The following is a 20,712-nucleotide window of genomic DNA, read 5'->3' on the forward strand; positions in this document are numbered from 1 at the left end:
GGTGAGTCGTCGATGGGTGCTGCACCTCGACATGGATGCCTTCTTCGCCTCCGTGGAGCAGCTCACCCGGCCGACGCTGCGTGGCCGCCCGGTGCTCGTCGGTGGACTCGGCGGTCGCGGGGTGGTCGCCGGGGCCAGTTACGAGGCGCGGGTGTTCGGCGCCCGTTCCGCGATGCCGATGCACCAGGCCCGGCGGCTCGTCGGGCCCGGTGCCGTCGTATTGCCGCCGCGCGGCCGGCTGTACGGGATGTTGAGCAAGTCCGTGTTCGATGCGCTGCGTGGCCCCATGCCCGTGCTCGAGCAGCTGTCGATGGACGAGGCGTTCGGCGAACCGGCGGAGCTGGCCGGGGTGGACCCGGCCACTGTCCGCCGGTACTGCGAAGGCCTGCGCGCCCTGGTCTTCGAAGAATCCGGACTGGTCGCGTCGATCGGTGCGGGATCCGGCAAGCAGGTGGCGAAGATCGCGTCCGGTCTTGCCAAGCCGAATGGAATCACCGTCATCGCGCCGGAGGAACAGCAGGAGTTGCTCGACGGGTTGCCCGTGCGGAAGTTGTGGGGCATAGGTCCCGTCGCCGAGGACAAGCTCAAACGGCTCGGCATCGAGACGATCGGAAGTCTCGCGCGCACTCCCGAATCCGAGGTGGCTTCCATTCTCGGCACCACGATCGGTCCCGGCCTGCACCGGCTGGCGCGGGGCATCGACAATCGGCCTGTCGCCGAGCGGGCCGAGTCGAAACAGGTCAGTGCCGAGACCACCTATGCCACCGACATCGTCACCCTCGCGGAGCTGCGGGGAGCGGTCGAGTCCAGTGCGGGTTCCGCGTTCGCGCGCCTGCAGAAGGACGGCCGCGCGGCCCGTACGGTGGTGCTCAAGCTGAAGAAGGCGGACATGAGCATCGTTACCCGGTCGGTCACCTTGCCCTACGCCACCCTGGACCGTCCCACCCTGGTCGCCGCGGCTCAGCGGCAGGTGATCGACCCTCTCGAGCTCGGTCCCGTTCGCCTTGTCGGGGTCGGCTTCGCCGGTCTGTCGACGGTGCGGCAAGGTTCGCTGTTCCCCGAACTGGATCTGGACGTGCCCGGCTATCCGGACTCGGCGGCGACGCGAAACGAAGGCGGCGACGCGGTGTCGCCCGTGCAGCCGATTCCGGCACGCGAACCCGATCGACGATGGCATCCGGGTCTGGATGTGAGGCACCCCGACTTCGGGCACGGGTGGGTCCAGGGCGCGGGGCATGGTGTCGTGACCGTCCGATTCGAAACGCGCACAACGGGTCCCGGCGTAGCCCGCACCTTCAAGGAGGACGACGAGCAACTCGAGCACGCAGGAGTGGAGGGCTCCCTCGCCTGAGGTCCCGGCTTGGCTGAGACGGAGTGGAGGGCGGCTCGGCGAGAAGGTAGCCTCGGTGGCTGGTGCTTACCCTTGGGTAATGTTGCCCCAGGATGCAGCACTTCGATGCTGAGTTCGCCCGAGAACGAACACCCGAGAATGAAGAGGTTATTCAGTTGAAGCTTCGTAAGATCACGGTTGCCGCAGTAGCGATCGCCGCAGCCCTCACCATGTCCGCCTGTGGTTCGGACGACAGCGACACGGCGACCAAGACCACGACCACCACGACTTCCGCAGCCGAAACCTCGGAAGCCCTCGAGGTGCCTACCGCTGCCGAACTCAACGCTCTGCTCGTCAAGGGTCTCGACCCCAACACGCCCCTCGAAGAGAAGTCGGTCATGGTCGAGGGCTCCGAGCAGGATCCTCAGCTGATCAACCAGGTCGCCGCCGCAGCCAAGGCGAACAACGCCGAGGTCATCGTGCTCGATCCGGTCATCGACAACGGTGACGGCACCGCCAGTGGCCAGCTGCAGCTGACCGTCAACGGCCAGGTTCAGCAGGGTGGTCTGCCTGCAATCTTCATCCCGGGCGAGAACGGCGAATGGAAGCTTTCGAAGGTCACCGCGTGCCAGATCGTGTCGCTCGCGCAGCTGACCTCGCCGGCGTGCCCCGCCTGATCGAAGACATTCCGGTCCCGACGGACCGATAGAGATTCGGTGCCGATGCCGGCGTCCCTTAGCGGGACGCCGGCATCGGTCGTTTCGAGTCGGCCGCTCAGCTGGCAGGCGCGGACGCGAGCTTGCTCACGGCGGCGTGCGTCATGTCCTCGAAGACGCCCTCGTCGATCGGCTCCTGCCCCGTGGCCACCAACTGGGTCACGGTGCTTCCGGTCATCGCGACGGCTACATCCGAGACGAGGCTGAAGCCGTCACTGGTGGTGACGAGCCGGAACCCGATCGACGCATCGCCCGCCGGTCGTCCGTCCCGGCCGCCGACCCGGTACTGCACGTCCACCCCGTCGGCGTCCGTGCCGGAGTAGTCGGTGCACTGGGCGAGGGTGGTCTGGATGTCGGTGAACGCCTGTGTCGCGTCGGCGGCCGTCGGGTAGCTCGCTGCATCTTGATCGACGGTCGTGAAGTTCGGGCCCTGAAACCAGGCGGACGCGGACGCGGCGGCGCCGGGATGCTGATCCGCAACAGGGGACAGGACGGCGCTGCACAGGGCCGGGTCGGTGCTCGACTTGTCGGACTGCGCAGCCTCGGAGGCCGGCGGGAGTCCGAGGTCCTCCTCGGGGTCGGCGACGGGGGAGAAGCCGACGGGAAGGTCACCGACGTCGAGCAGTGCGGCCCGCAGCACGGCCGAATCGGTGAACGGAGCACCGGCGGCGCCGGGGGGCGCCGTGACCATCGGGCCGAGCGGTGCGAGGAACTCGTCGGGTCCCGGTTCGCTGTCTGCGGCCGACGAGCACGCCGACACTGCGAGGACGGTCAGTACGGCAGCGATGGCACGAACGCGCATCAGGATCCCCACTGCACCCGGTTCGAGGTGGTCTGCCGCAGGAGGGTGGCGCCCTCCGGGTCACTGTATTGCTGCTCACCGGACACGGTTACCGTCCCGGCGACAGGCAGCGGAAGGCCGAGATCGACGGTCGTCGTGCCCGCCCCCCGCATGACGTACTGGTCGACGTTGAGGGTCCCCGCCTCACCGGGGAGCTGCCAGATCGGTGACTGCGGTGTCTGGTCGACGGTGTAGTCGATGGTCACCCGATTCCCGTCGCGGGCGGTGAGGGTGGCGACAGTGGTTTGATCCAGGGCGATGCCGCTCATCACTTTCTGATGGATGGTCCACTGCGCTCCTATGCCGACCGGTTCGGCGGGGAAGGCGATCGTGCGGTACACCGCCTGGTAGAACGCCTGCTCGATTGCCGAACGCGCTATGTCCTGCGATTCGGCCGCAGGACGGAGGCGAAGGGCGGTGATCGCGCCGGTCGAATCGAACGTGAAGCCGGCCCCGGATCCCTTGCTCGCTTCCAGGGCGCTCGCCAGGCGGGAGTCCGGACTCGTCACGGCGCCGAGCGTGAGGTCGAGGGCGATGGCCCCGTCAGCGTCCTCGGTCGGGCGTGTGACCACCGCGGTGAGGGGCACCGTGATCTCGGGGGAGGAAAAGTCCTGGACCGGCTGATCGTCGATCCGCTGGAATACCTCGGCGCCCGTGGTCAGCCGCACCTGCTGGGCGACGTCTACCGCCGGCCGGCGCTGAAGCACCTCTCGCGGCTCGTCACCGGGCCGAGTCAGCCGGACGGTCGTCGCGGAGATGGGGACCGTCACCTCGGCGGTGGTCGACGTGGTTCCCGCGGGACCTGCCTGCGAGGAGTCGTCGTCACTTCCACAGCCCGCGGCCAGAGCGACCAGGGAGAGTGTTGCGGCGAGTAGAGAGGAACCGGGTCGCGAAGCTTTCGAGAACAGTGGCACGCCCCCAGGTTAGTGGGCACGGGAGCGCATGAACGGCGGCTTGCCCGCGTAGTGGATGATGGACGGGTGAGTCAAGACCCCGCGGCCGAGAACGACACCGCCGCCGAAGACCCGAACGACACCAACACGACCACCACCTCCGCACCCGTGGCTGCACGGTATCAGCGCATGCGGTTGCTGTTCGTCATCGCCGGTGTCGTGCTGATCACCGACCTCGTGACCAAGGTGCTCGCCGTTGCCAAGATCGAGCCGGGGGAGTCGGTTCGGGTGATCGGCGACGTGGTCACGCTGCGTCTCGTGCGCAACCCGGGTGCCGCATTCTCGATGGCCACGGGCATGACGTGGTTGCTCACGCTGGTGGCCGTCGGTGTGGTCATCGGGGTCGTGCGCATCGGACGGACGCTGCGGTCACCGTGGTGGGCGCTCGGTCTGGGACTCGTCCTCGGTGGCGCCCTGGGCAACCTCGTCGACCGCTTCTTCCGGGCACCGGGAGTGATGCAGGGGCACGTCGTCGACTTCGTCTCCGTCGGCTGGTGGCCAGTGTTCAATGTGGCCGACTCCGGCATCGTGTGCGGTGCGGTCTTACTCGTAGTGCTCACCCTGATAGGCCTCGAACCGGACGGAACTCGGAAGGTGGAGAAGAAGTGAGGGAAACTCGGTCGATGCCGGTTCCGGACGGGCTCGACTCGATGCGGGTCGACGCCGGCCTCGCGCGACTGCTCGGGCTCTCGAGGACCGCGGTCGCGCAGCTCACCGAGGACGGGTCGGTTCTCGTCGACGGAGCGCCCGTCGGAAAATCCGATCGACTCTCGGCCGGGACGTGGCTGGAGGTGGAACTCCCGGAGCCGCCGCGCCCGCTGACGATCGAGGCGGAACCCGTCGAGGGTATGGAAATTCTGTACGCCGACGACGATGTCGTCGCAGTCGACAAGCCGGTGGGTGTGGCCGCCCATGCCAGTGTGGGCTGGACCGGTCCCACGGTGATCGGCGGCCTGGCCGCCGCAGGCTTCCGGATTTCGACGTCGGGTGCGCACGAACGGCAGGGCATCGTCCATCGGCTCGACGTCGGCACGTCGGGCGTGATGGTGGTGGCCACGTCCGAACGCGCCTACACGCTTCTCAAGCGCGCATTCAAACAGCGGACCATCGACAAGCGGTATCACGCCCTCGTGCAGGGCCACCCCGATCCGAGTAGCGGAACCATCGACGCACCGATCGGGCGGCATCGCAGCAACGACTGGAAGTTCGCCGTCACCGCGGACGGAAAGCCCAGCATCACGCACTACGACACCGTGGAGGCGTTCCAGGCGGCGAGCCTGCTGGACATTCACCTCGAGACGGGACGGACCCACCAGATCCGCGTGCACTTCGCGGCTCTGCGACATCCGTGCTGCGGTGACCTCACCTATGGCGCGGACCCTCGACTGGCGGAACGGCTCGGTCTCGAGCGCCAGTGGTTGCACGCTCGATCGCTCGGCTTCGCGCATCCGGCTGACGGGCGGTGGGTGGAAATCACGTCCAAGTATCCGAAAGACCTCGAGGATGCTCTCGAGGTTCTCCGGTCCAGCTGAGGTGATCCGCGGCCGCCCGACCGGAGTCGCCGTCCCGGTCGGTGTCACCATCGCGGTGGTGTTGCTCCTGGTGATCGTGCTGGGAATCACCAATCCGGTTCGAGCCCCGCTCGTCACGTCAGATGCTCTCGGTCCGGACAACGGCGAAGTGGTGTCCGATTATGTGGCTCGTGCGGCCGGAACGCTGGAACAACCACCCGGGAACGAGCACTGGGCCCTGGTGTCGTTCGCCCGGCCGGTGTCCTCCGACACGGTGCTCGAGGTCGCGGCCACGGTGCGGGTGTCACAGCTGCTATTCCGGCTTCCACTCGACCGGGTCCAGACGCCGCTCGTTCCGGTGTCGGTCGCCTCGGGTGCCGCAGCGATCGAACGCGCGCACGTCCTGGCGTCCGCCCGGGTCCAGCGCATGACCGGCGAGACGGTCCGACAGGGGGACATTGCTGCGGTGTCCTCCCAGCAGTTCGCGCGCGACTGCCCCTGTGTGATCGGCATCGTGGTGCGGGGAAACCTCGACCGGTTGGGCGCACTGCGCTCGACCTCGGCGGTCCGCGCTGTCGAGGCGTTGCACGCCGACGCGGTGTTCGGACGTTTCGCGATCCGGCCTCTACTGCCCGAGCACGCCGAGACGGTCTCGCCCGGCCCCGACGACGGTGCGGTGGTATCCGGAGGTGGCCCGTGACAGCGCGGAAGGCGGAAACCGTCGGCGTGGCCTGCGGAGTCGGTGCCTACACGCTCTGGGGTGCTTTTCCCGCATTCTTCGGAATTCTCGGCCCGGCAGGGTCGGTCGAGATTCTCGCCCATCGGGTGGTGTGGACGCTGGCCCTGATGCTCGTGGTGCTGTGGGCGTCCGGGCGCATCCGCTCGCTGCGCGGACTCGGGGTGCGGACATGGCTCCTCGTCGCCGCGGCGTCGGCGTTGATCGCGATCAACTGGGGCACGTACATCTACGGCGTGACGTCGGACCGGGTGGTCGAGACTGCACTCGGCTACTTCATCAACCCGCTGGTGAGCGTTCTGCTGGGGGTAGTGATCTTCCGGGAGCGTCTGGTGCCGGCGCAGATCGTGGCCCTCGCGCTCGCCGCCGCGGCGGTCGTCGTGATCACCGTCGACTACGGACATCCGCCGTACATCGCGCTCACCCTGGCGCTGTCCTTCGCGCTGTACGGGCTCTGCAAGAAGGTGATGCCTCTGGACCCGAGGACCAGTCTCACCGCCGAAGGCATCGTCGCGGGACCGATCGCGCTCAGCTATCTCGTCTACCTGTCGGTCGTGGGCACCGGCACGTTCCTCGGGCACGGGCCCGGTCACAGCCTGCTCCTCATCGCCGCCGGCCCGGTGACCGCGCTTCCGCTGCTGCTGTTCGGCGCTGCCGCGCAGCGAGTGCCGCTGCGCACGCTCGGAATGTTGCAATACTTGACACCTGCCCTGCAGATGATGTGGGGCGTCGCCGTCCTGCACGAGGACATGCCGGCCTCCCGGTGGATCGGATTCGCGTTGATCTGGGTGGCACTTGCGATCTTCACTACCGATGCGCTGGTGCGGGTTCGGCGCGGGAGACAGTCAGCGCGATCGTCACAGGAGCCCGTCCAGTAACTCTCGTCACGAGTTCGCCGACACCCCGCCGCAGCGGCGGGCGGTGTCGGTCCGAGGGCCTACACTCGTGAGGCTCCCAGACCTTCAGAGAGGCGCACGTGGCTGACTCGTTCGTACATCTGCACAATCACACCGAGTATTCGATGCTCGACGGTGCGGCCAAGGTCGGCCCCCTGTTCGAAGAGGCCGAGCGGTTGGGAATGACCGCGGTGGGAATGACCGACCACGGCAACATGTACGGAGCCAGCGAGTTCTACAACGTGGCGAAGAAGCAGGGCATCAAGCCGATCATCGGGATCGAGGCCTACGTTGCGCCCGAATCCCGTTTCAACACCAAAAGGGTTCTGTGGGGCGACCGCAGCCAGAAGTCCGACGACGTCTCCGGTAGCGGTGCGTACACCCACATGACGATGGTTGCGGAGAACGCCACCGGTCTGCGAAACCTGTTCAAGCTGTCCTCCCTCGCGTCGATCGAGGGGCAGCTCGGCAAGTGGGCGCGCATGGACGAGGAGCTGATCGCCACTTACCACGAAGGCATCATCGCCACCACCGGGTGCCCGTCCGGTGAAATCCAGACGCGTCTGCGGCTCGGTCACGACCGGGAGGCCCTCGAAGCCGCCGCGAAGTGGCAGGAGATCTGGGGCAAGGACAACTTCTTCCTCGAACTGATGGACCACGGTCTGTCGATCGAGCGGCGGGTCCGGGAGGGACTGCTCGAGATCAGCAAGAAACTCGACATTCCGCCGCTCGCCACCAACGACTGCCACTACGTCACCAAGGACGCCGCGGAGAACCACGAGGCCCTCCTCTGTATCCAGACCGGTAAGACGCTGTCCGATCCCACCCGGTTCAAGTTCGACGGCGACGGCTACTACCTGAAGTCCGCCGCGGAGATGCGGGCATTGTGGGACGACCAGGTGCCCGGCGCGTGCGACAACACGCTGCTGATCGCCGAGCGTGTCCAGTCGTACGACGACGTGTGGGCGCACCACGACCGAATGCCGATCTTCCCTGTTCCCGAGGGCGAGACGCAGGGCACCTGGTTGCGCAAGGAGGTCATGCGCGGACTGGACCGCCGGTTCCCCGACGGACCGCCCGAGGAGTACCTCGCCCGCGCCGATTACGAGATCGGCGTCATCCTCGAAATGGGTTTCCCGGCATACTTCCTCGTCGTCGGTGACCTGATCAACCACGCGCGCGAGGTGGGGATCCGCGTCGGTCCCGGCCGAGGTTCCGCCGCAGGGTCGCTCGTGGCGTACGCGATGGGTATCACCAATATCGATCCCATCCCGCACGGTCTGCTGTTCGAGCGGTTCCTCAACCCCGAGCGCGTGTCGATGCCCGATATCGATATCGACTTCGACGACCGTCGGCGCGGTGAAATGGTGCGCTACGCCACCGACAAGTGGGGAAGCGACCGGGTGGCTCAGGTCATCACGTTCGGCACAATCAAGACGAAGGCGGCCATCAAGGATTCCGCCAGGGTCCAGTTCGGTCAGCCGGGATTCGCGATCGCCGATCAGATCACCAAGGCGCTGCCGCCGCCCATCATGGCCAAGGACATTTCGGTGTCGGGCATCACCGATCCGAATCACGAGCGGTACAAGGAAGCGGTCGAGGTTCGTGCCCTCATCGACTCCAACCCGGACGTCGCTAAGATCTACCAGACTGCCAAGGGTCTCGAAGGCCTGATCCGCAACGCGGGCGTCCACGCCTGCGCGGTGATCATGTCGTCCGAGCCGTTGATGGACGCCATTCCGGTGTGGAAGCGCGCCCAGGACGGCGCCATCATCACCGGTTGGGACTATCCGTCGTGTGAGGCCATCGGCCTCCTCAAGATGGACTTCCTCGGCCTTCGAAACCTCACCGTCATCGGTGATGCTATCGACAACATCAAGGCCAACCGAGGCATCGACCTCGACCTCGACACGCTCCCGCTCGACGATCCGGCAACCTACGAATTGCTCTCGCGCGGTGACACTCTCGGTGTCTTCCAGCTCGACGGCAGCGCCATGCGCGATCTGCTGCGCCGCATGCAGCCCACCGGCTTCGAGGACATCGTCGCTGTGCTCGCGCTGTATCGCCCTGGCCCGATGGGCATGAACGCGCACAACGACTATGCCGACCGCAAGAACGGCCGCCAAGAGGTCAAGCCCATCCACCCGGAGCTCGAGGAGCCCCTGAAGGAGATTCTCGCCGACACCTACGGGCTGATCGTCTACCAGGAGCAGATCATGCAGATCGCTCAGAAGGTGGCCGGGTACTCGCTGGGGCAGGCCGACATTCTCCGTCGGGCCATGGGTAAGAAGAAACTCTCCGTGCTGGAGGAGGCGTACGCCGGGTTCCGCGAGGGCATGCTCGCCAACAACTTCTCCGAGCCGGCGATCAAGGCATTGTGGGACACCATCCTCCCGTTCGCCGGCTACGCCTTCAACAAGTCTCACGCCGCCGGGTACGGGTTGGTGTCGTTCTGGACTGGATATCTCAAGGCCAACTACCCCGCCGAGTACATGGCGGGCCTGCTCACCTCGGTGGGTGACGACAAGGACAAGGCCGCCATCTATCTCGCCGACTGCCGCAAGATGGGTATCACGGTGTTGCCGCCCGACGTGAACGAGTCGGAGGTCAATTTCGCCTCGGTCGGCGAAGACATCCGCTTCGGCATGGGCGCGGTGCGCAACGTCGGGGCCAATGTGGTCGCGTCGATCATCAAGGCCAGGAAGGAGAAGTCCAAGTTCGTGGACTTCTCGGACTACCTCAACAAGATCGACGCCGCAGCCTGCTCCAAGAAGGTCACCGAATCGTTGATCAAGGCGGGTGGGTTCGACTCGCTCGGCCATCCCCGCAAGGGACTCATGCTCGTCCATGCCGACGCGATCGACGCAGTGATGGGTACCAAGAAGGCGGAGGCCATCGGCCAGTTCGACCTGTTCGGGGGCGACGACGCCGACGAATCGATCTCCTCGGTATTCAACGTCAAGATTCCCGACGAAGAATGGGACAGCAAGCACCGACTGGCGTTGGAACGCGAGATGTTGGGGCTCTACGTTTCGGGGCATCCACTCAACGGCGTCGAGCACGTCCTGTCCGCACAGTCGGACACGGCGATTCCGGCCATCCTCGAGGGCGATGTTAAGGACGGCGCCCAGGTCACCGTCGGCGGTATTCTCGCCTCGGTCAACCGGCGGATCAACAAGAACGGTCTGACGTGGGCGTCGGCACAGCTCGAGGATCTGTCGGGCGGTATCGAGGTGCTGTTCTTCCCGCAGGCGTACTCGGTCTACGGGATGGACGTCACCGAGGATTCCGTCGTCCTCGTCAAGGGGCGGGTGTCTGTGCGTGACGACCGCATCTCACTTATCGCGAACGACCTTGCGGTGCCGGACCTTTCGGCCGTCGGTGTCGCCAAGCCGCTGGCGGTGAGCCTCCCGTTGCGTCAGTGCACCAAAGACAAGCTGGGCGCACTCCGGCAGGTACTCACTCGGCACCCGGGAACCTCGGACGTGCATGTGCGGTTGATCGGTGGAACCGAGATCACGTTGTGGAAGGTCGACGACGTGCTGCGTGTCGAGCCGTCGTCGGCGTTGATGGGCGACCTCAAGGCGCTGCTCGGGCCCAGCTGTCTGTCGGTGTGACCTATTCGGGAGGGGCGTCGGGAAAGAGCCGGCGCACCCACCAGACCACCACCGCGACAGCGGCTGCGGTGAGGACGGCCACCTGCACGGCCTCGGCGATGATCAGAACGGCCACGAAAACCAGCAATCCGACGGCTAGGGCTTCGAGTTTGTAGAGGGGCCACGCGGTACCGGCGAGATCGACGGTGCGGGGAGCCCGGCTGCCTGTGACGTGAGGGATCGGCGTGTCGGATGTCGTCATCGCGGGTTCACCTCGCTGTTCGTATATCCGTGTGTGCCGATCAGGGTACGCGCAACTGGGAGTTCGGTCCAACGAACACGCGAGGTCGCGCTGTCGATTCGGGGCGTTCGGTGGCGCAGACCGGGTGGTCGGGGTTCACTGGACGCATGCCACTCACAGGTGAATACGAACCCAGTCCGTCCAAGTGGGCCGCAGATCAAGCGGAGTTGATCGAATCGAGCAACGGCACCGAAGGTACGACGCTCAATGGAATGCCCGTCGTCCTGTTGACCACCCGCGGGGCGAAATCCGGGAAACTTCGCAAGACCCCGCTGATGCGCGTCGAGCACGACGGAAAGTATGCGATCGTGGCGTCCCTCGGCGGCGCTCCGAAGAACCCCGTGTGGTACTACAACGTGAAGGCCGATCCGCACGTCGAGCTCCGGGACGGTCACATGACACGGGACATGGTGGCCCGGGAGGTGACCGGCGAGGAGAAGGCAGTCTGGTGGGAGCGCGCGGTCGCCGCATTCCCCAACTACGCCGATTATCAGAAGAACACCGACCGGGAGATTCCTGTCTTCGTTCTCGAGCCCGCCTGAGAATTGCCCCGGCTGGTACGGCGGGCTGTGGTGGTGGGAACATATGCGGGTGTCCACATCGCCCGATACCGCAGCCCGCAACACCACTTCGCCCCTGACCGTGGGCGACATCGACGCGGCGATCGAGCGAATTTCCCACGTGATCGACGCCACGCCGCTGCAATGGAGCGAGCGGCTGTCGGCACTCACCGGCGCGAATGTCTACCTCAAGCGCGAGGACCTGCAGGTGGTCCGCTCCTACAAGCTACGCGGCGCCTACAACCTGATGGCTCAGCTCGCCCCGGACGAACGTGCGGCGGGTGTGGTGACGGCCAGCGCGGGCAATCATGCGCAGGGAGTGGCCTTCGCCTGCCGCGCAATGGGAATCGTCGGACGAATCTATGTTCCGTCTAGTACGCCGAAGCAGAAGCGCGACCGCATCCGCGCGCACGGCGGCGAGTTCGTCGAACTCATTCTGACGGGGGAGACCTACGATGCGGCGGCCGCTGCCGCCGCCGCCGATGTGCTGCGCACCGGGGCGACGATGGTCCCGCCGTTCGACGACGTACGCACCGCGGCGGGCCAGGGGACGATCGCCGCTGAGATTCTCGCGCAGCTCGACACGGTTCCCGACGCGGTGGTCGTCCCGGTCGGGGGAGGCGGGTGCATCGCCGGTATGGCGACCTATCTTCACGCTCACGCGCCGCGGACTGCCCTCGTCGGCGTGGAGCCGACCGGCGCGGCGTCGATGACCGCCGCCCTGGTGGCCGGGGCGCCGGTCACGCTGTCGGAGATCGACCCGTTCGTCGACGGTGCCTCGGTGAAGCGGGTCGGCGACCTGCCGTTCGCCGTCGTGTCCGCGCTCGGCGCCGAGGTCGTTTCGCATACGGCGCTGCTGCAGGCTGACGGGTCGACGATCCGACTCGATCCGGAGAGCTTCGTCATGACGAACCTCGACGAAGGTGCCCTGTGCACCACGATGCTCGAGCTGTACCAGAACGAGGGCATCATCGCCGAGCCCGCCGGTGCACTGTCCGTCGCCGCGCTCGGCAGCATCACGTTCGAACCCGGTTCGACGGTGGTGTGCCTCGTCTCGGGCGGCAACAACGACGTCTCGCGCTATGGCGAAATTCTGGAACGGTCGCTGGTGCATCTCGGTCTCAAGCACTACTTCCTCGTCGATTTTCCGCAGGAACCGGGTGCGCTGCGACGATTCCTGGACGAGGTGCTCGGTCCCGAGGACGACATCACGCTGTTCGAGTACGTCAAACGGAACAACCGTGAGACCGGCGCCGCCCTGGTAGGTATCGAGTTGGGGAATGCGGACGGTCTCGGCGACCTCCTCGAGCGGATGGAGCACTCGCAGATGCAGGTGGAGCGGTTGGAACCGGGTAGCCCGGCGTACCGCTACCTCACCTGAGTCACTTCTGCAGGAGTCGCTCCACGACCTTGCTGTACAGCTCCGGCTCGGGCAGGGGGAGTCCGAGTAGGGCCGCGAGGTAAATGCCGTCGCCGACCAGCCGGACGATCTCGGCCTGCACCGGGTCCTCGATTTCGCTGTGCAGGCCTTCGTCCCAGCCGCGCATGACCTCGATCACCGCTCGCTGGATCTCGTCGTGTTGTCCGTCGACGCTGCGCAATGCGGCGATGGTGGATCGATAGAGGGCCAGCTCTTCGGTCGTGCTGGCATCCGGAACCTGCAGATACCACTCGGACAGCGAGGTGCCGCCGGAAACGGCGTCGGCGAGCTGGGCGTCGGCGCGCTCGCCCAGGCGACGCACCATCGCCGCGAGGAGTGCCTCTTTATTGGGGAAGTGGTACAGGAGACCACCCTTGGAGACCTCTGCTTCGGCGGCGACTGCTTCGAGTGTCACCTGGGCGATTCCCACGTCGAGTAACAACTTCTCGAGGGCGTCGAGTATTCGATCGCGCGTACCGGCAGCCATGAAGAGGGACTGTACCTGGAAATAACTTTACCGTCCGGACGGTTCAAGCTACAGTAGCCAGCTGTACCGGCTGGACGGTTTGCCGACCGTGTCGGCCCTCCAAGGAAAGTCGTAGGAAAGAAATGTCTGTCTCCACGGATCGCGGGATCAACGACGCCTTCGGCGCGCCGGATCAGGCATCCGCGTCACGCCGAGACTGGCTCGGACTCGTCGTTCTGGCGTTTGCCGTACTTTTGATCGCCGTCGACGGCACGGTGCTCGATCTCGCTCTTCCCTTCATCAGTGCCGACCTCGAGCCGAGCAGCACCCAGCTGCTGTGGATCATCGATGTCTACTCCTTCGTGCTCGCCGGACTGCTCATCACGATGGGCACCCTCGGTGACCGCATCGGCCGACGGCGCCTACTGCTCGTGGGCGCTGCCGGTTTCGGTATCGCCTCGTTGATCGCGGCGTGGGCGCCCACCCCGGAGATGCTCATCGTCGCGCGGGTTCTGCAGGGAATCTCCGGTGCAACCCTCATGCCGGCGACTCTCGGACTGATTCGGACGATCTTCGCCAACCCTCGCGAGCGCACACTGGCGATCGGTGTGTGGGGCGCGATGGCCGGCGGCGGAACCGCGGCCGGTCCTCTGATCGGGGGCTGGCTACTCGAACACTTCTGGTGGGGTTCGGTGTTCCTGATCAACCTCCCGGTGATGCTGGTCCTCATCGTCGCCGGACCGCTCGTGATCCCCGAGTCGAAGGATCCGACACCGGGTCGCTTCGACCTGCTCAGCGCTGCGCTGTCGATGTCGACGATGCTGCCGCTCGTGTATGCGGTGAAGGAAACGGTGGTCCACGGGTTCGCGCCGGAACTCCTTGCGATCGGCATGGTCGGCGCGGCGTCGGGCGTGGCATTCGTGCGCAGGCAGCGCGCGATGAAAGATCCGATGATCGACGTCGCGCTGTTCGCCAAGCCGGCCTTCTCGACGGCCGTGCTCACGAACCTACTGTCCATCTTCGCCCTGGCCGGCGTGCTGTTCTTCGGATCCCAGTATCTGCAGCTGGTGCTGGGTAACACGGCATTGCAATCGGGTGTGCTGATGCTCCCCGGCATGCTGCTCAGCGCTGTCACCGCGCTCGCCGCCGCCTGGATGGTGCGCCGGTGGTCGACGTCCCACGTCCTCGGTGGGGGCCTCGCGGTCGCCGGACTCGGTGCCGCGATGATGCTGACACTGAGTGTCGACAGTGCCCCGACGATGTTCGTCGTCGGCTTCGCCCTCGCCGGGGCCGGCGTCGGGATCGCCTTGACCCTGACATCCGACCTCGTCGTCAGTGCGGTCGAGCCCGAGCGGGCGGGCGCCGCCTCGGCCGTGTCCGAGACGGCGTACGAACTCGGTGTCGCACTGGGTGTCGCGGTCCTGGGCAGCGTGGTGATGGCGTTCTTCCGCGGCGGCCTCGACACATCGATGTTGGCACCGGAACGGGTGGACGCGGCCCGCGGCACGCTCGGTGCGGCGGTCGCAGAAGCCGAGCATCTACCCGATACGTCGCGATCGGTCTTTCTGGAGTCGGCGCAGTCGGCGTTCGTCGAGGGCATGCACGTGGCCGCAGGCGCCACCGCGCTGATTCTGTTCGCCACCGCGGTGCTCGTGCTCCGGATGCTGCGCGGCCGTCAGCACGAGGCGACAGTGCGCGAGGCATCGAGCACCACGAACGAGTGACCCGGCACGATCGTCGCCGACGCGGTCTCGTCCTGCTTCGGCGGCTCCCACCACAACACGGGGGAGCCGCCGACCGGCACGGTCACCGGGTCCGCTCCGAGATTGCACGCGAGTCGCAGCGCACCGCGATGCACCACGACCCAGCGTTCGTCCTCGTCGTAGTCGACGGTGAGGTCGTTCAGCCACGGGTCGGTCAGCTCGACGCGTTCACGTCGCAGGCGAAGCAACGCGCGGTAGCACTCGAGTAACCGGGCATGGGGTTCGCGCCCTCGTTCGTCCCAATTGAGCTTCGAGCGCTCGAAAGTGAGCGGGTCCTGCGGGTCCGGGACGTCTTCGGTACTCCAGCCGTGCTCGGCGAACTCGGCCTTGCGGCCTTCTGCGGTTGCCCGTGCCAGCTCGGGCTCCGGATGCGAGGTGAAGAACTGGAAGGGTGTGCTCGCGCCCCACTCCTCGCCCATGAACAGCATCGGCGTGAACGGCGAGCACAACACGAGTGCCGCCTTCACGGCGAGCTGCCCCGAGTCGAGGTAGGCGCCCGGGCGGTCACCGATCGCCCGATTACCCACTTGATCATGTGTGCAGGTGTAGGTGACCAGCGAACTGGCCGGAATCTGCCGCGTGTCCAAACGACGCCCGTGGATGCGTCCGCGGAACGTCGAGTACGTCCCGGCGTGAAACCAGCCCTGCCGTATCGTTTCCGCCAGGCACGCGAGCGACCCGAAGTCACCGTAATAACCCTGCCGTTCACCCGACACCGCGGCATGGACGGCGTGATGCATGTCGTCGTCCCACTGCGCGTCGAGGCCGTACCCACCGGCAGAACGCGGAGTGATCAACTTCGGATCGTTGAGGTCGCTTTCGGCGATGAGGGTCAGTGGCCGACCCAGATGAGCAGAGAGGCGGCGCGTTTCGACAGCCAGTTGTTCGAGGAGGTGGGTCGCGGTGTGGTCGACGAGGGCGTGGACCGCGTCGAGACGCAGCGCGTCGACATGAAACTCCTCGAACCAGCGGAGCGCGTTGTCGATGATGTAGCGCCGCACATGGTCGCTGCCGGGGCCGTCGAGGTTGATGCTGCGACCCCACGTGTTCGCGCCCTGCGCCAGGTAGGGGCCGTAGCGGTCGAGGTAGTTCCCCGACGGTCCCAGGTGGTTGTAGACCACATCGAGTATCACTCCGAGGCCGCGGGCGTGGCAGGCGTCGACCAGGGCCTGCAGGCCGTCGGGACCTCCGTAGGCCTCGTGCACGGTGTACCAGAGGACGCCGTCGTATCCCCAGTTGTGGGTACCGTTGAAACCGTTGACGGGCATCACTTCCACGACGTCGATCCCGAGTTCCACGAGGTGGTCGAGCTTGTCGACGGCCGCGGCGAAGGTTCCTTCGGGCGTGAAGGTTCCGATGTGAAGTTCGTAAATCGAGGCCCCGGCGAGCTGGCGGCCGTGCCACTGCGAGTCCGTCCACGCGTCCCGGTCGACGGTGTGCAGCTGTGACGGTGCGTGCACGCCGTCGGGTTGGCGTGGCGAACGGGGGTCGGGGAGGGCGGTGTCGTCATCGTCGAGAAGGAAGGCGTACCGCGAATCGGGAGACGCGTCGACCTCCGCTCGCCACCAGCCGTCGGGCGAGGATGTCATGTCGTGACTTCGGCCGTCGACGTTCACGCGAACGGCGCCCGGAATCGGGGCCCATACCTCGAAAGTGTGCACCCGATAAGCATGCCTTGCCCTCGCGCGGCGTGCAGGGTTGTCGGCCCCGGCTGGTCAGACAGCTCTGCCGCCGACGCGACTGGGTCATGGTTACATGAAATCGAAGGCAGGGGGCACCGCAATCATGGCGAGAGCGGCCCACCCGCCGTACACGGGCAGATATCGGGTTTGCCAGCGCTCGACGGCGCCGAACCCGCACCGACCGCGGACGAAGCCGAAACCGAGTCGAGCGGACCACACCAGGTTGACCAACAACACCACGTTCAGTCCCAGCGCGGTCACTTTGTTCGGTGTGAAGCCGAATTCCGCGATGCGACTGAGCATGGCGGTCAGCATCAGCACGTCGACGGCGAGTGCGCTGACGACGAGGACGAGTTGCAGCTTGTCGAACAGGTCGGGAGGTGCCAGCGGATCACGTGCGGAGATCGCATACAACAGCAGGCCGAGCACGAGCACGAGAATGAGATCCATGAGGATGAGCAGATCTCGGTCGACGCCGACGACGCTGCGGGCAGCCGCGAACGCCGTCAGCAGAGCCAGCAACATGAGAATGGTGAGGGGTGTGAACACGCGAGTGAGCACAGGGGCGATGTTCTCGATGACGTCCTGCTTCGCCTCCACGAGCCAGCCCGCCACGAGAATCGCGCCGGCAATGCCGAACGGCAGGATCCACTGCTCGATGACCCACTCGACATCGAGGTCCAGGGAGGCGAATGCGCCGACCGTCAGGCCGATCAGCACTCCGCCACCGAGCGCAAGCAGGGCCATATAGACCACCCACTCGCCGGTGAACCGGACGAAGTCCATGCGGCGCCCTTGGGATCGCCAGTCGCCACCGACATAGGCCAGCCCGGCGACGAACCACAGCGCAATGGGCGCGTGGATCGCCGCGATCACTTCCGTCGACCCGTTGTCGACGAACGGAAAAAGATTCAGGACGAGTGCCGCGACCGCGAAGGGCACAGCGAGGACTGCGGCGCCGCGCACTGTCATCTTCCGTTTCCACGCGAAGTATGCCGTCAGGAACGGCAGTACGAGGAGGCTGATGTTTCGGGCCAGGGCAAGTTCGGGCAGCCACTCCATTCCGGCCTTGACGGCCAGTCCCGCTCCGACGGCGAGGGCAAGGACGACGCTCAGTTCGCGTTTGGACGAAGTCGTTTCGGGCTCCGCGGTGGCCGGCATCAGCACGAGTTGCTTCCACAGCCGGTCGGAATGCTCGAGCGCGAACTCGCGGGAGATCGCGTCGAGGTTGCCCATACGTCCGACGGCGACGAGGAAGGCCTCGGCCGCCGTCAGCCCGACCGCGGACAGGTCCGAGACCTGATCGCGGAGGTGACCTTCCATTTCGTCGACATCGGCACTCGAGATCACGCGGTGGCCCCGAACGTAACCACGCCACTGGCCGATCTGCGACTCCAGCTCTGCGTCGGTATCCATCACGACCACCCCTCGGCGGCGGCCGGTGGAAGCTGAGCCGACTGCCACACTCGATGTAGGGCTTCCGCAACGACGGTCCACTGCATGCGCCGGTCGGCGAGCATGTCCCTGCCGGGATCGGTAATGGCGTAATGCTTACGCCGCCTGCCGTTGTCGGCCGTGCGCCAGGCTGCCGTGACGTACCCTGATCGCTCGAGGCGATGCAGGAGCGGGTACAGCATCCCGTCCGTCCACTGCATCCGCCCGCCCGACAACTCGTTGACGCGCTTGATGATGGCGTAACCGTAGGACTCACCGTCGGCGAGAATGCCGAGCACGAGCGGGGTGGCCGAGGCTGCCACCAAATCCTTGTCGATGAACATCCGAGCTCCATACCTAGTTCCTCTAGGGTTCGAAATTGACCCTAGCAGATCTAGGTATGAAGGGAGCTCACTGTTCTCCGGGTGATTCGATGCGATCGAGCAGCCACCGGGGTCCGACTGTGCCGGCCCCGAGCGCCTCGACCCGAGCGCGGAGTCCGCGATCTGCCGTCACAACCCTGACCGGCCGGTCGTTGTTCGTTTCGACCGCTTCAGCCACGATCCCCACGATCGCGTCATCACCGGATCCGTCTGCCCGCACCACCCGCAGGTGTTGCAAAGTCACCTTCGCCTCGTCGGCGACCGCGACTCGCGCCGCGCCTTCGAGCACGGCAATCACCTCGGGTGGTTCATCGAGGCGTTCCTGCCACCGGGTCAGCTTCACGAGCAATCGCCGGGCGGCACCGCCGCGATCACGCCACCAACCATCGGGCCTGGAACCGACGACGTTCGCGGCATCCACCACGATGAGAACGGATCTGGCATCGGTCATGAGCAACGGTTCGAGCGCGTCGGCACGGGGCGCTCAGTTCTTGCCGGAGTCTTCGACCTTCTCGATGATTTCGGCGCCGAGGACCGACAGCCGGTGTTCCTCGGCATCCTGCACGGTGCCGAAGTCGTGCTCTTCCAAGACGTTGTGGTCCTTGTCGAGGTATCGGTAGGTTGCCATGTCCCCACGATGGCACATCGAGTCTGCACATGCCGGTGAGTCAGCCCTTTCGCCGGCGGTCGCGAAGTAGCAAGCTTGAGGTGACGAGTCCAGTATCGCGAGGAGCAGTCATGCACGTAGCAGTGGGAGACCGGTTGCACGTCCAGGGCAGGGTTGTGGGAGCGCACGCGCACACCGCCGAAGTCGTGGAGGTACATGGGGAGAACGGCGAACCGCCCTACCTGGTCCGGTACGACGACGGTCACGAAGCGCTGGTGTTTCCAGGGCCCGACGCCTGGGTGGAACATCCGCAGTCGTAGGGCATCGACGTGTGGGTGGACCACGGTGACTCACCGCATTGGTTGCAGGGGCGCTGCTTCCAATGCGGTTAGCATGAGTTCGTGCTGGAACCGGTCAGAAGGACCTACAGTTCGCCGCTGCGCGCGGAGTCGGCGCGCCGCACCCGCGTCCTCGTCCGGGATGCTGCGGCCCGCCTGTTCGTGGACCGGGGCTATGTGCGCACCACGGTGCGCACGGTTGCCGAAGCAGCGGGAGTCGCAACGCGGACCGTGTTCACGGCGTTCCCGGGTGGGAAGGCCGAGCTGTTCCACGAGGCGCTCGCCGCCGCCATCGAGGGCGGCGACGACAGCATGCCGACGGTGTATGCGTCTGCCTCTCGCGACGGCGATCCGGTCGAACGCATCCTCGACGAAGTGGTGGGGTACGGCGCTGACGTCCTCGAACGGGCCGGGACTCTCATGTTGACGTCGATCAAGAGTTCGGGCGCCGACGAGGACATGAGGCGATTCGCCGAGGAGGGCGCCCGAGCTTCCGCCGCGAACGCGATGACCCTTGCCGAAGGGCTTGCCGCGCACGACCTGCTGCGACCGGAGATCTCCGTGCAGCGAGCGGCGGACGTGCTCTTCACCGTCGTCTCACCCCAGGTGCATTCCATGCTTCGGCACGACTGCGGGTGGGACATCGACGAGTACCGCAACTGGGTCAAGGCGATGATCAGGGCAAGCCTGCTCCATTGACCCGGAACGCTCTGTGGTTTCATGGACACAGCAATTCCATGGACACCGCCGTTTCACGACACGTCATTCCGTGGGACACCGCGCTCGGGATTCCCGGCGCGCTTCGGAGGGGGAATCTCGGTGCCGTACTTTGTCTTCGGTCTCGTCACTCTGCTGTTGTGGGTCTACTGCCTCGTCGACGTGATCACGCGGAACGAGTCGGATATTCGGCACTTGCCCAAGATGGTGTGGCTGCTGATCGTGCTGCTCCTGCCGACCGTCGGGTCGTTGGTCTGGTTGTTCGTGGGCCGCGGTGCAGGAGTCCGCAGATCGGGCACGACAGGCGGGTTCGGCGAGTACGAGCGCCCCGGCCGTCACGTGGCACAGAACCCGGACGACGACGAAGCGTTTCTCCGCCAGTGCCGCGAACGCGCCGAAGAGCAACGCCGTATCGCGCGACGTCGGAGGGAAGAGTCCGGCGAGCCCTGAGGCGGCGCAGCG

The 20,712-nt window shown here is 66.1% G+C and carries 22 protein-coding genes; 13 read left to right on the forward strand and 9 right to left on the reverse strand.

All coding sequences use genetic code 11. The features are described 5' to 3' along the window. Position 1: 1 nt before the first annotated feature. Both CBI38_RS12590 and CBI38_RS12595 read left to right on the forward strand, forming a co-directional pair. Positions 2–1,351, forward strand: coding sequence for a DNA polymerase IV (locus CBI38_RS12590; RefSeq protein WP_472515502.1), 1,350 nt, complete (start codon positions 2–4; stop codon positions 1,349–1,351). A gap of 155 nt (positions 1,352–1,506) precedes the next feature. Continuing rightward, positions 1,507–2,007 (forward strand): WKL family lipoprotein, encoded by a 501-nt coding sequence (locus CBI38_RS12595; RefSeq protein ID WP_109335041.1) that lies wholly within the window; start codon positions 1,507–1,509, stop codon positions 2,005–2,007. A 97-nt stretch (positions 2,008–2,104) separates the two neighbouring features. Here the strand turns inward: CBI38_RS12595 and CBI38_RS12600 are convergent, their stop codons facing one another. Next, on the reverse strand, positions 2,105–2,848 hold the full coding sequence (locus CBI38_RS12600; RefSeq protein ID WP_109335042.1) for a sensor domain-containing protein: 744 nt from the start codon (positions 2,846–2,848) through the stop codon (positions 2,105–2,107). Further along, entirely contained in the window at positions 2,848–3,801 is a 954-nt protein-coding gene (locus tag CBI38_RS12605) for a hypothetical protein (protein ID WP_109329294.1), read from the reverse strand. Before CBI38_RS12605 ends, CBI38_RS12600 begins: the two co-directional genes overlap by 1 nt. Before the next feature lie 51 nt (positions 3,802–3,852). Between CBI38_RS12605 and lspA the strand changes: the two genes are divergently transcribed. The 5 genes from lspA (at position 3,853) to dnaE (ending at position 10,600) form a co-directional block, all read left to right on the forward strand. Then, positions 3,853–4,449, forward strand: a complete 597-nt coding sequence (lspA, locus tag CBI38_RS12610; RefSeq protein ID WP_204164919.1) for a signal peptidase II — start codon at positions 3,853–3,855, stop codon at positions 4,447–4,449. Continuing rightward, positions 4,446–5,372: an RluA family pseudouridine synthase gene (locus CBI38_RS12615; protein WP_109329298.1), complete on the forward strand. Its 927-nt coding sequence runs from the start codon at positions 4,446–4,448 to the stop codon at positions 5,370–5,372. The genes lspA and CBI38_RS12615 overlap by 4 nt, the downstream gene beginning before the upstream one ends. Continuing rightward, a complete protein-coding gene (locus CBI38_RS12620) occupies positions 5,344–6,051 on the forward strand; it encodes a hypothetical protein (RefSeq protein WP_230990162.1) in 708 nt (235 codons plus the stop codon). The genes CBI38_RS12615 and CBI38_RS12620 overlap by 29 nt, the downstream gene beginning before the upstream one ends. Beyond that, positions 6,048–6,965 carry an EamA family transporter RarD gene (gene rarD, locus CBI38_RS12625; protein WP_109329302.1) on the forward strand — a complete coding sequence of 306 codons (918 nt, stop codon included), beginning with the start codon at positions 6,048–6,050 and terminating at the stop codon, positions 6,963–6,965. Before CBI38_RS12620 ends, rarD begins: the two co-directional genes overlap by 4 nt. A gap of 98 nt (positions 6,966–7,063) precedes the next feature. Next, positions 7,064–10,600 carry a DNA polymerase III subunit alpha gene (gene dnaE / locus CBI38_RS12630; RefSeq protein ID WP_109329304.1) on the forward strand — a complete coding sequence of 1,179 codons (3,537 nt, stop codon included), beginning with the start codon at positions 7,064–7,066 and terminating at the stop codon, positions 10,598–10,600. Position 10,601: 1 nt separating this feature from the next. On the opposite strand, the gene CBI38_RS12635 is transcribed toward dnaE, so the two are convergent. Beyond that, a complete protein-coding gene (locus CBI38_RS12635; protein ID WP_109329306.1) occupies positions 10,602–10,841 on the reverse strand; it encodes a hypothetical protein in 240 nt (79 codons plus the stop codon). A 146-nt stretch (positions 10,842–10,987) separates the two neighbouring features. Here CBI38_RS12635 and CBI38_RS12640 point away from each other — a divergent pair, with 146 nt between their 5' ends. Then, on the forward strand, positions 10,988–11,422 hold the full coding sequence (locus tag CBI38_RS12640; RefSeq protein WP_109335043.1) for a nitroreductase family deazaflavin-dependent oxidoreductase: 435 nt from the start codon (positions 10,988–10,990) through the stop codon (positions 11,420–11,422). Positions 11,423–11,471: 49 nt separating this feature from the next. Beyond that, on the forward strand, positions 11,472–12,821 hold the full coding sequence (gene ilvA / locus CBI38_RS12645; protein WP_109335044.1) for a threonine ammonia-lyase IlvA: 1,350 nt from the start codon (positions 11,472–11,474) through the stop codon (positions 12,819–12,821). Position 12,822: 1 nt separating this feature from the next. On the opposite strand, the gene CBI38_RS12650 is transcribed toward ilvA, so the two are convergent. Beyond that, on the reverse strand, positions 12,823–13,347 hold the full coding sequence (locus tag CBI38_RS12650; RefSeq protein ID WP_109329307.1) for a TetR/AcrR family transcriptional regulator: 525 nt from the start codon (positions 13,345–13,347) through the stop codon (positions 12,823–12,825). Positions 13,348–13,469: 122 nt separating this feature from the next. Between CBI38_RS12650 and CBI38_RS12655 the strand changes: the two genes are divergently transcribed. Beyond that, complete coding sequence (locus tag CBI38_RS12655; protein WP_109329309.1) at positions 13,470–15,050, forward strand: MFS transporter; 1,581 nt, start codon at positions 13,470–13,472, stop codon at positions 15,048–15,050. Here CBI38_RS12655 and treZ read toward each other — a convergent pair. From treZ to CBI38_RS38395, 5 genes are all read right to left on the reverse strand, one after another. Further along, entirely contained in the window at positions 15,002–16,750 is a 1,749-nt protein-coding gene (treZ, locus tag CBI38_RS12660; protein WP_109329311.1) for a malto-oligosyltrehalose trehalohydrolase, read from the reverse strand. The genes CBI38_RS12655 and treZ overlap by 49 nt on opposite strands. 90 nt (positions 16,751–16,840) lie before the next feature. Next, positions 16,841–18,187 carry a permease prefix domain 1-containing protein gene (locus tag CBI38_RS12665; protein ID WP_109335045.1) on the reverse strand — a complete coding sequence of 449 codons (1,347 nt, stop codon included), beginning with the start codon at positions 18,185–18,187 and terminating at the stop codon, positions 16,841–16,843. Continuing rightward, positions 18,187–18,549 (reverse strand): PadR family transcriptional regulator, encoded by a 363-nt coding sequence (locus CBI38_RS12670; protein ID WP_109329313.1) that lies wholly within the window; start codon positions 18,547–18,549, stop codon positions 18,187–18,189. Before CBI38_RS12670 ends, CBI38_RS12665 begins: the two co-directional genes overlap by 1 nt. A 67-nt stretch (positions 18,550–18,616) precedes the next feature. Beyond that, positions 18,617–19,039, reverse strand: a complete 423-nt coding sequence (locus CBI38_RS12675; RefSeq protein ID WP_109329315.1) for a hypothetical protein — start codon at positions 19,037–19,039, stop codon at positions 18,617–18,619. 33 nt (positions 19,040–19,072) lie between these two features. Continuing rightward, on the reverse strand, positions 19,073–19,216 hold the full coding sequence (locus tag CBI38_RS38395; protein WP_204164920.1) for a hypothetical protein: 144 nt from the start codon (positions 19,214–19,216) through the stop codon (positions 19,073–19,075). A gap of 110 nt (positions 19,217–19,326) precedes the next feature. Here CBI38_RS38395 and CBI38_RS12680 point away from each other — a divergent pair, with 110 nt between their 5' ends. The 3 genes from CBI38_RS12680 (at position 19,327) to CBI38_RS12690 (ending at position 20,700) form a co-directional block, all read left to right on the forward strand. Further along, positions 19,327–19,515, forward strand: a complete 189-nt coding sequence (locus CBI38_RS12680; RefSeq protein ID WP_109329317.1) for a DUF1918 domain-containing protein — start codon at positions 19,327–19,329, stop codon at positions 19,513–19,515. Positions 19,516–19,596: 81 nt separating this feature from the next. Then, positions 19,597–20,232 (forward strand): TetR/AcrR family transcriptional regulator, encoded by a 636-nt coding sequence (locus CBI38_RS12685; RefSeq protein ID WP_109329319.1) that lies wholly within the window; start codon positions 19,597–19,599, stop codon positions 20,230–20,232. Between the two features lie 120 nt (positions 20,233–20,352). Continuing rightward, a complete protein-coding gene (locus CBI38_RS12690) occupies positions 20,353–20,700 on the forward strand; it encodes a PLD nuclease N-terminal domain-containing protein (protein WP_109335046.1) in 348 nt (115 codons plus the stop codon). Positions 20,701–20,712: the final 12 nt, after the last annotated feature.

Source organism: Rhodococcus oxybenzonivorans, assembly GCF_003130705.1.
GTDB lineage: Bacteria > Actinomycetota > Actinomycetes > Mycobacteriales > Mycobacteriaceae > Rhodococcus_F > Rhodococcus_F oxybenzonivorans.

What these genes read in the sequence shown, in the direction of transcription:
- CBI38_RS12600 (WP_109335042.1), bottom strand. Translation starts at nt 2,848, where the DNA reads ATGCGCGTTCGTGCCATCGCTGCCGTACTGACCGTCCTCGCAGTGTCG.
- CBI38_RS12620 (WP_230990162.1), top strand. Translation starts at nt 5,344, where the DNA reads ATGCTCTCGAGGTTCTCCGGTCCAGCTGAGGTGATCCGCGGCCGCCCG.
- CBI38_RS12635 (WP_109329306.1), bottom strand. Translation starts at nt 10,841, where the DNA reads ATGACGACATCCGACACGCCGATCCCTCACGTCACAGGCAGCCGGGCT.
- CBI38_RS12640 (WP_109335043.1), top strand. Translation starts at nt 10,988, where the DNA reads ATGCCACTCACAGGTGAATACGAACCCAGTCCGTCCAAGTGGGCCGCA.
- CBI38_RS12650 (WP_109329307.1), bottom strand. Translation starts at nt 13,347, where the DNA reads ATGGCTGCCGGTACGCGCGATCGAATACTCGACGCCCTCGAGAAGTTG.
- CBI38_RS12655 (WP_109329309.1), top strand. Translation starts at nt 13,470, where the DNA reads ATGTCTGTCTCCACGGATCGCGGGATCAACGACGCCTTCGGCGCGCCG.
- CBI38_RS12665 (WP_109335045.1), bottom strand. Translation starts at nt 18,187, where the DNA reads ATGGATACCGACGCAGAGCTGGAGTCGCAGATCGGCCAGTGGCGTGGT.
- CBI38_RS12670 (WP_109329313.1), bottom strand. Translation starts at nt 18,549, where the DNA reads ATGTTCATCGACAAGGATTTGGTGGCAGCCTCGGCCACCCCGCTCGTG.
- CBI38_RS12675 (WP_109329315.1), bottom strand. Translation starts at nt 19,039, where the DNA reads ATGACCGATGCCAGATCCGTTCTCATCGTGGTGGATGCCGCGAACGTC.
- CBI38_RS38395 (WP_204164920.1), bottom strand. Translation starts at nt 19,216, where the DNA reads ATGGCAACCTACCGATACCTCGACAAGGACCACAACGTCTTGGAAGAG.
- CBI38_RS12680 (WP_109329317.1), top strand. Translation starts at nt 19,327, where the DNA reads ATGCACGTAGCAGTGGGAGACCGGTTGCACGTCCAGGGCAGGGTTGTG.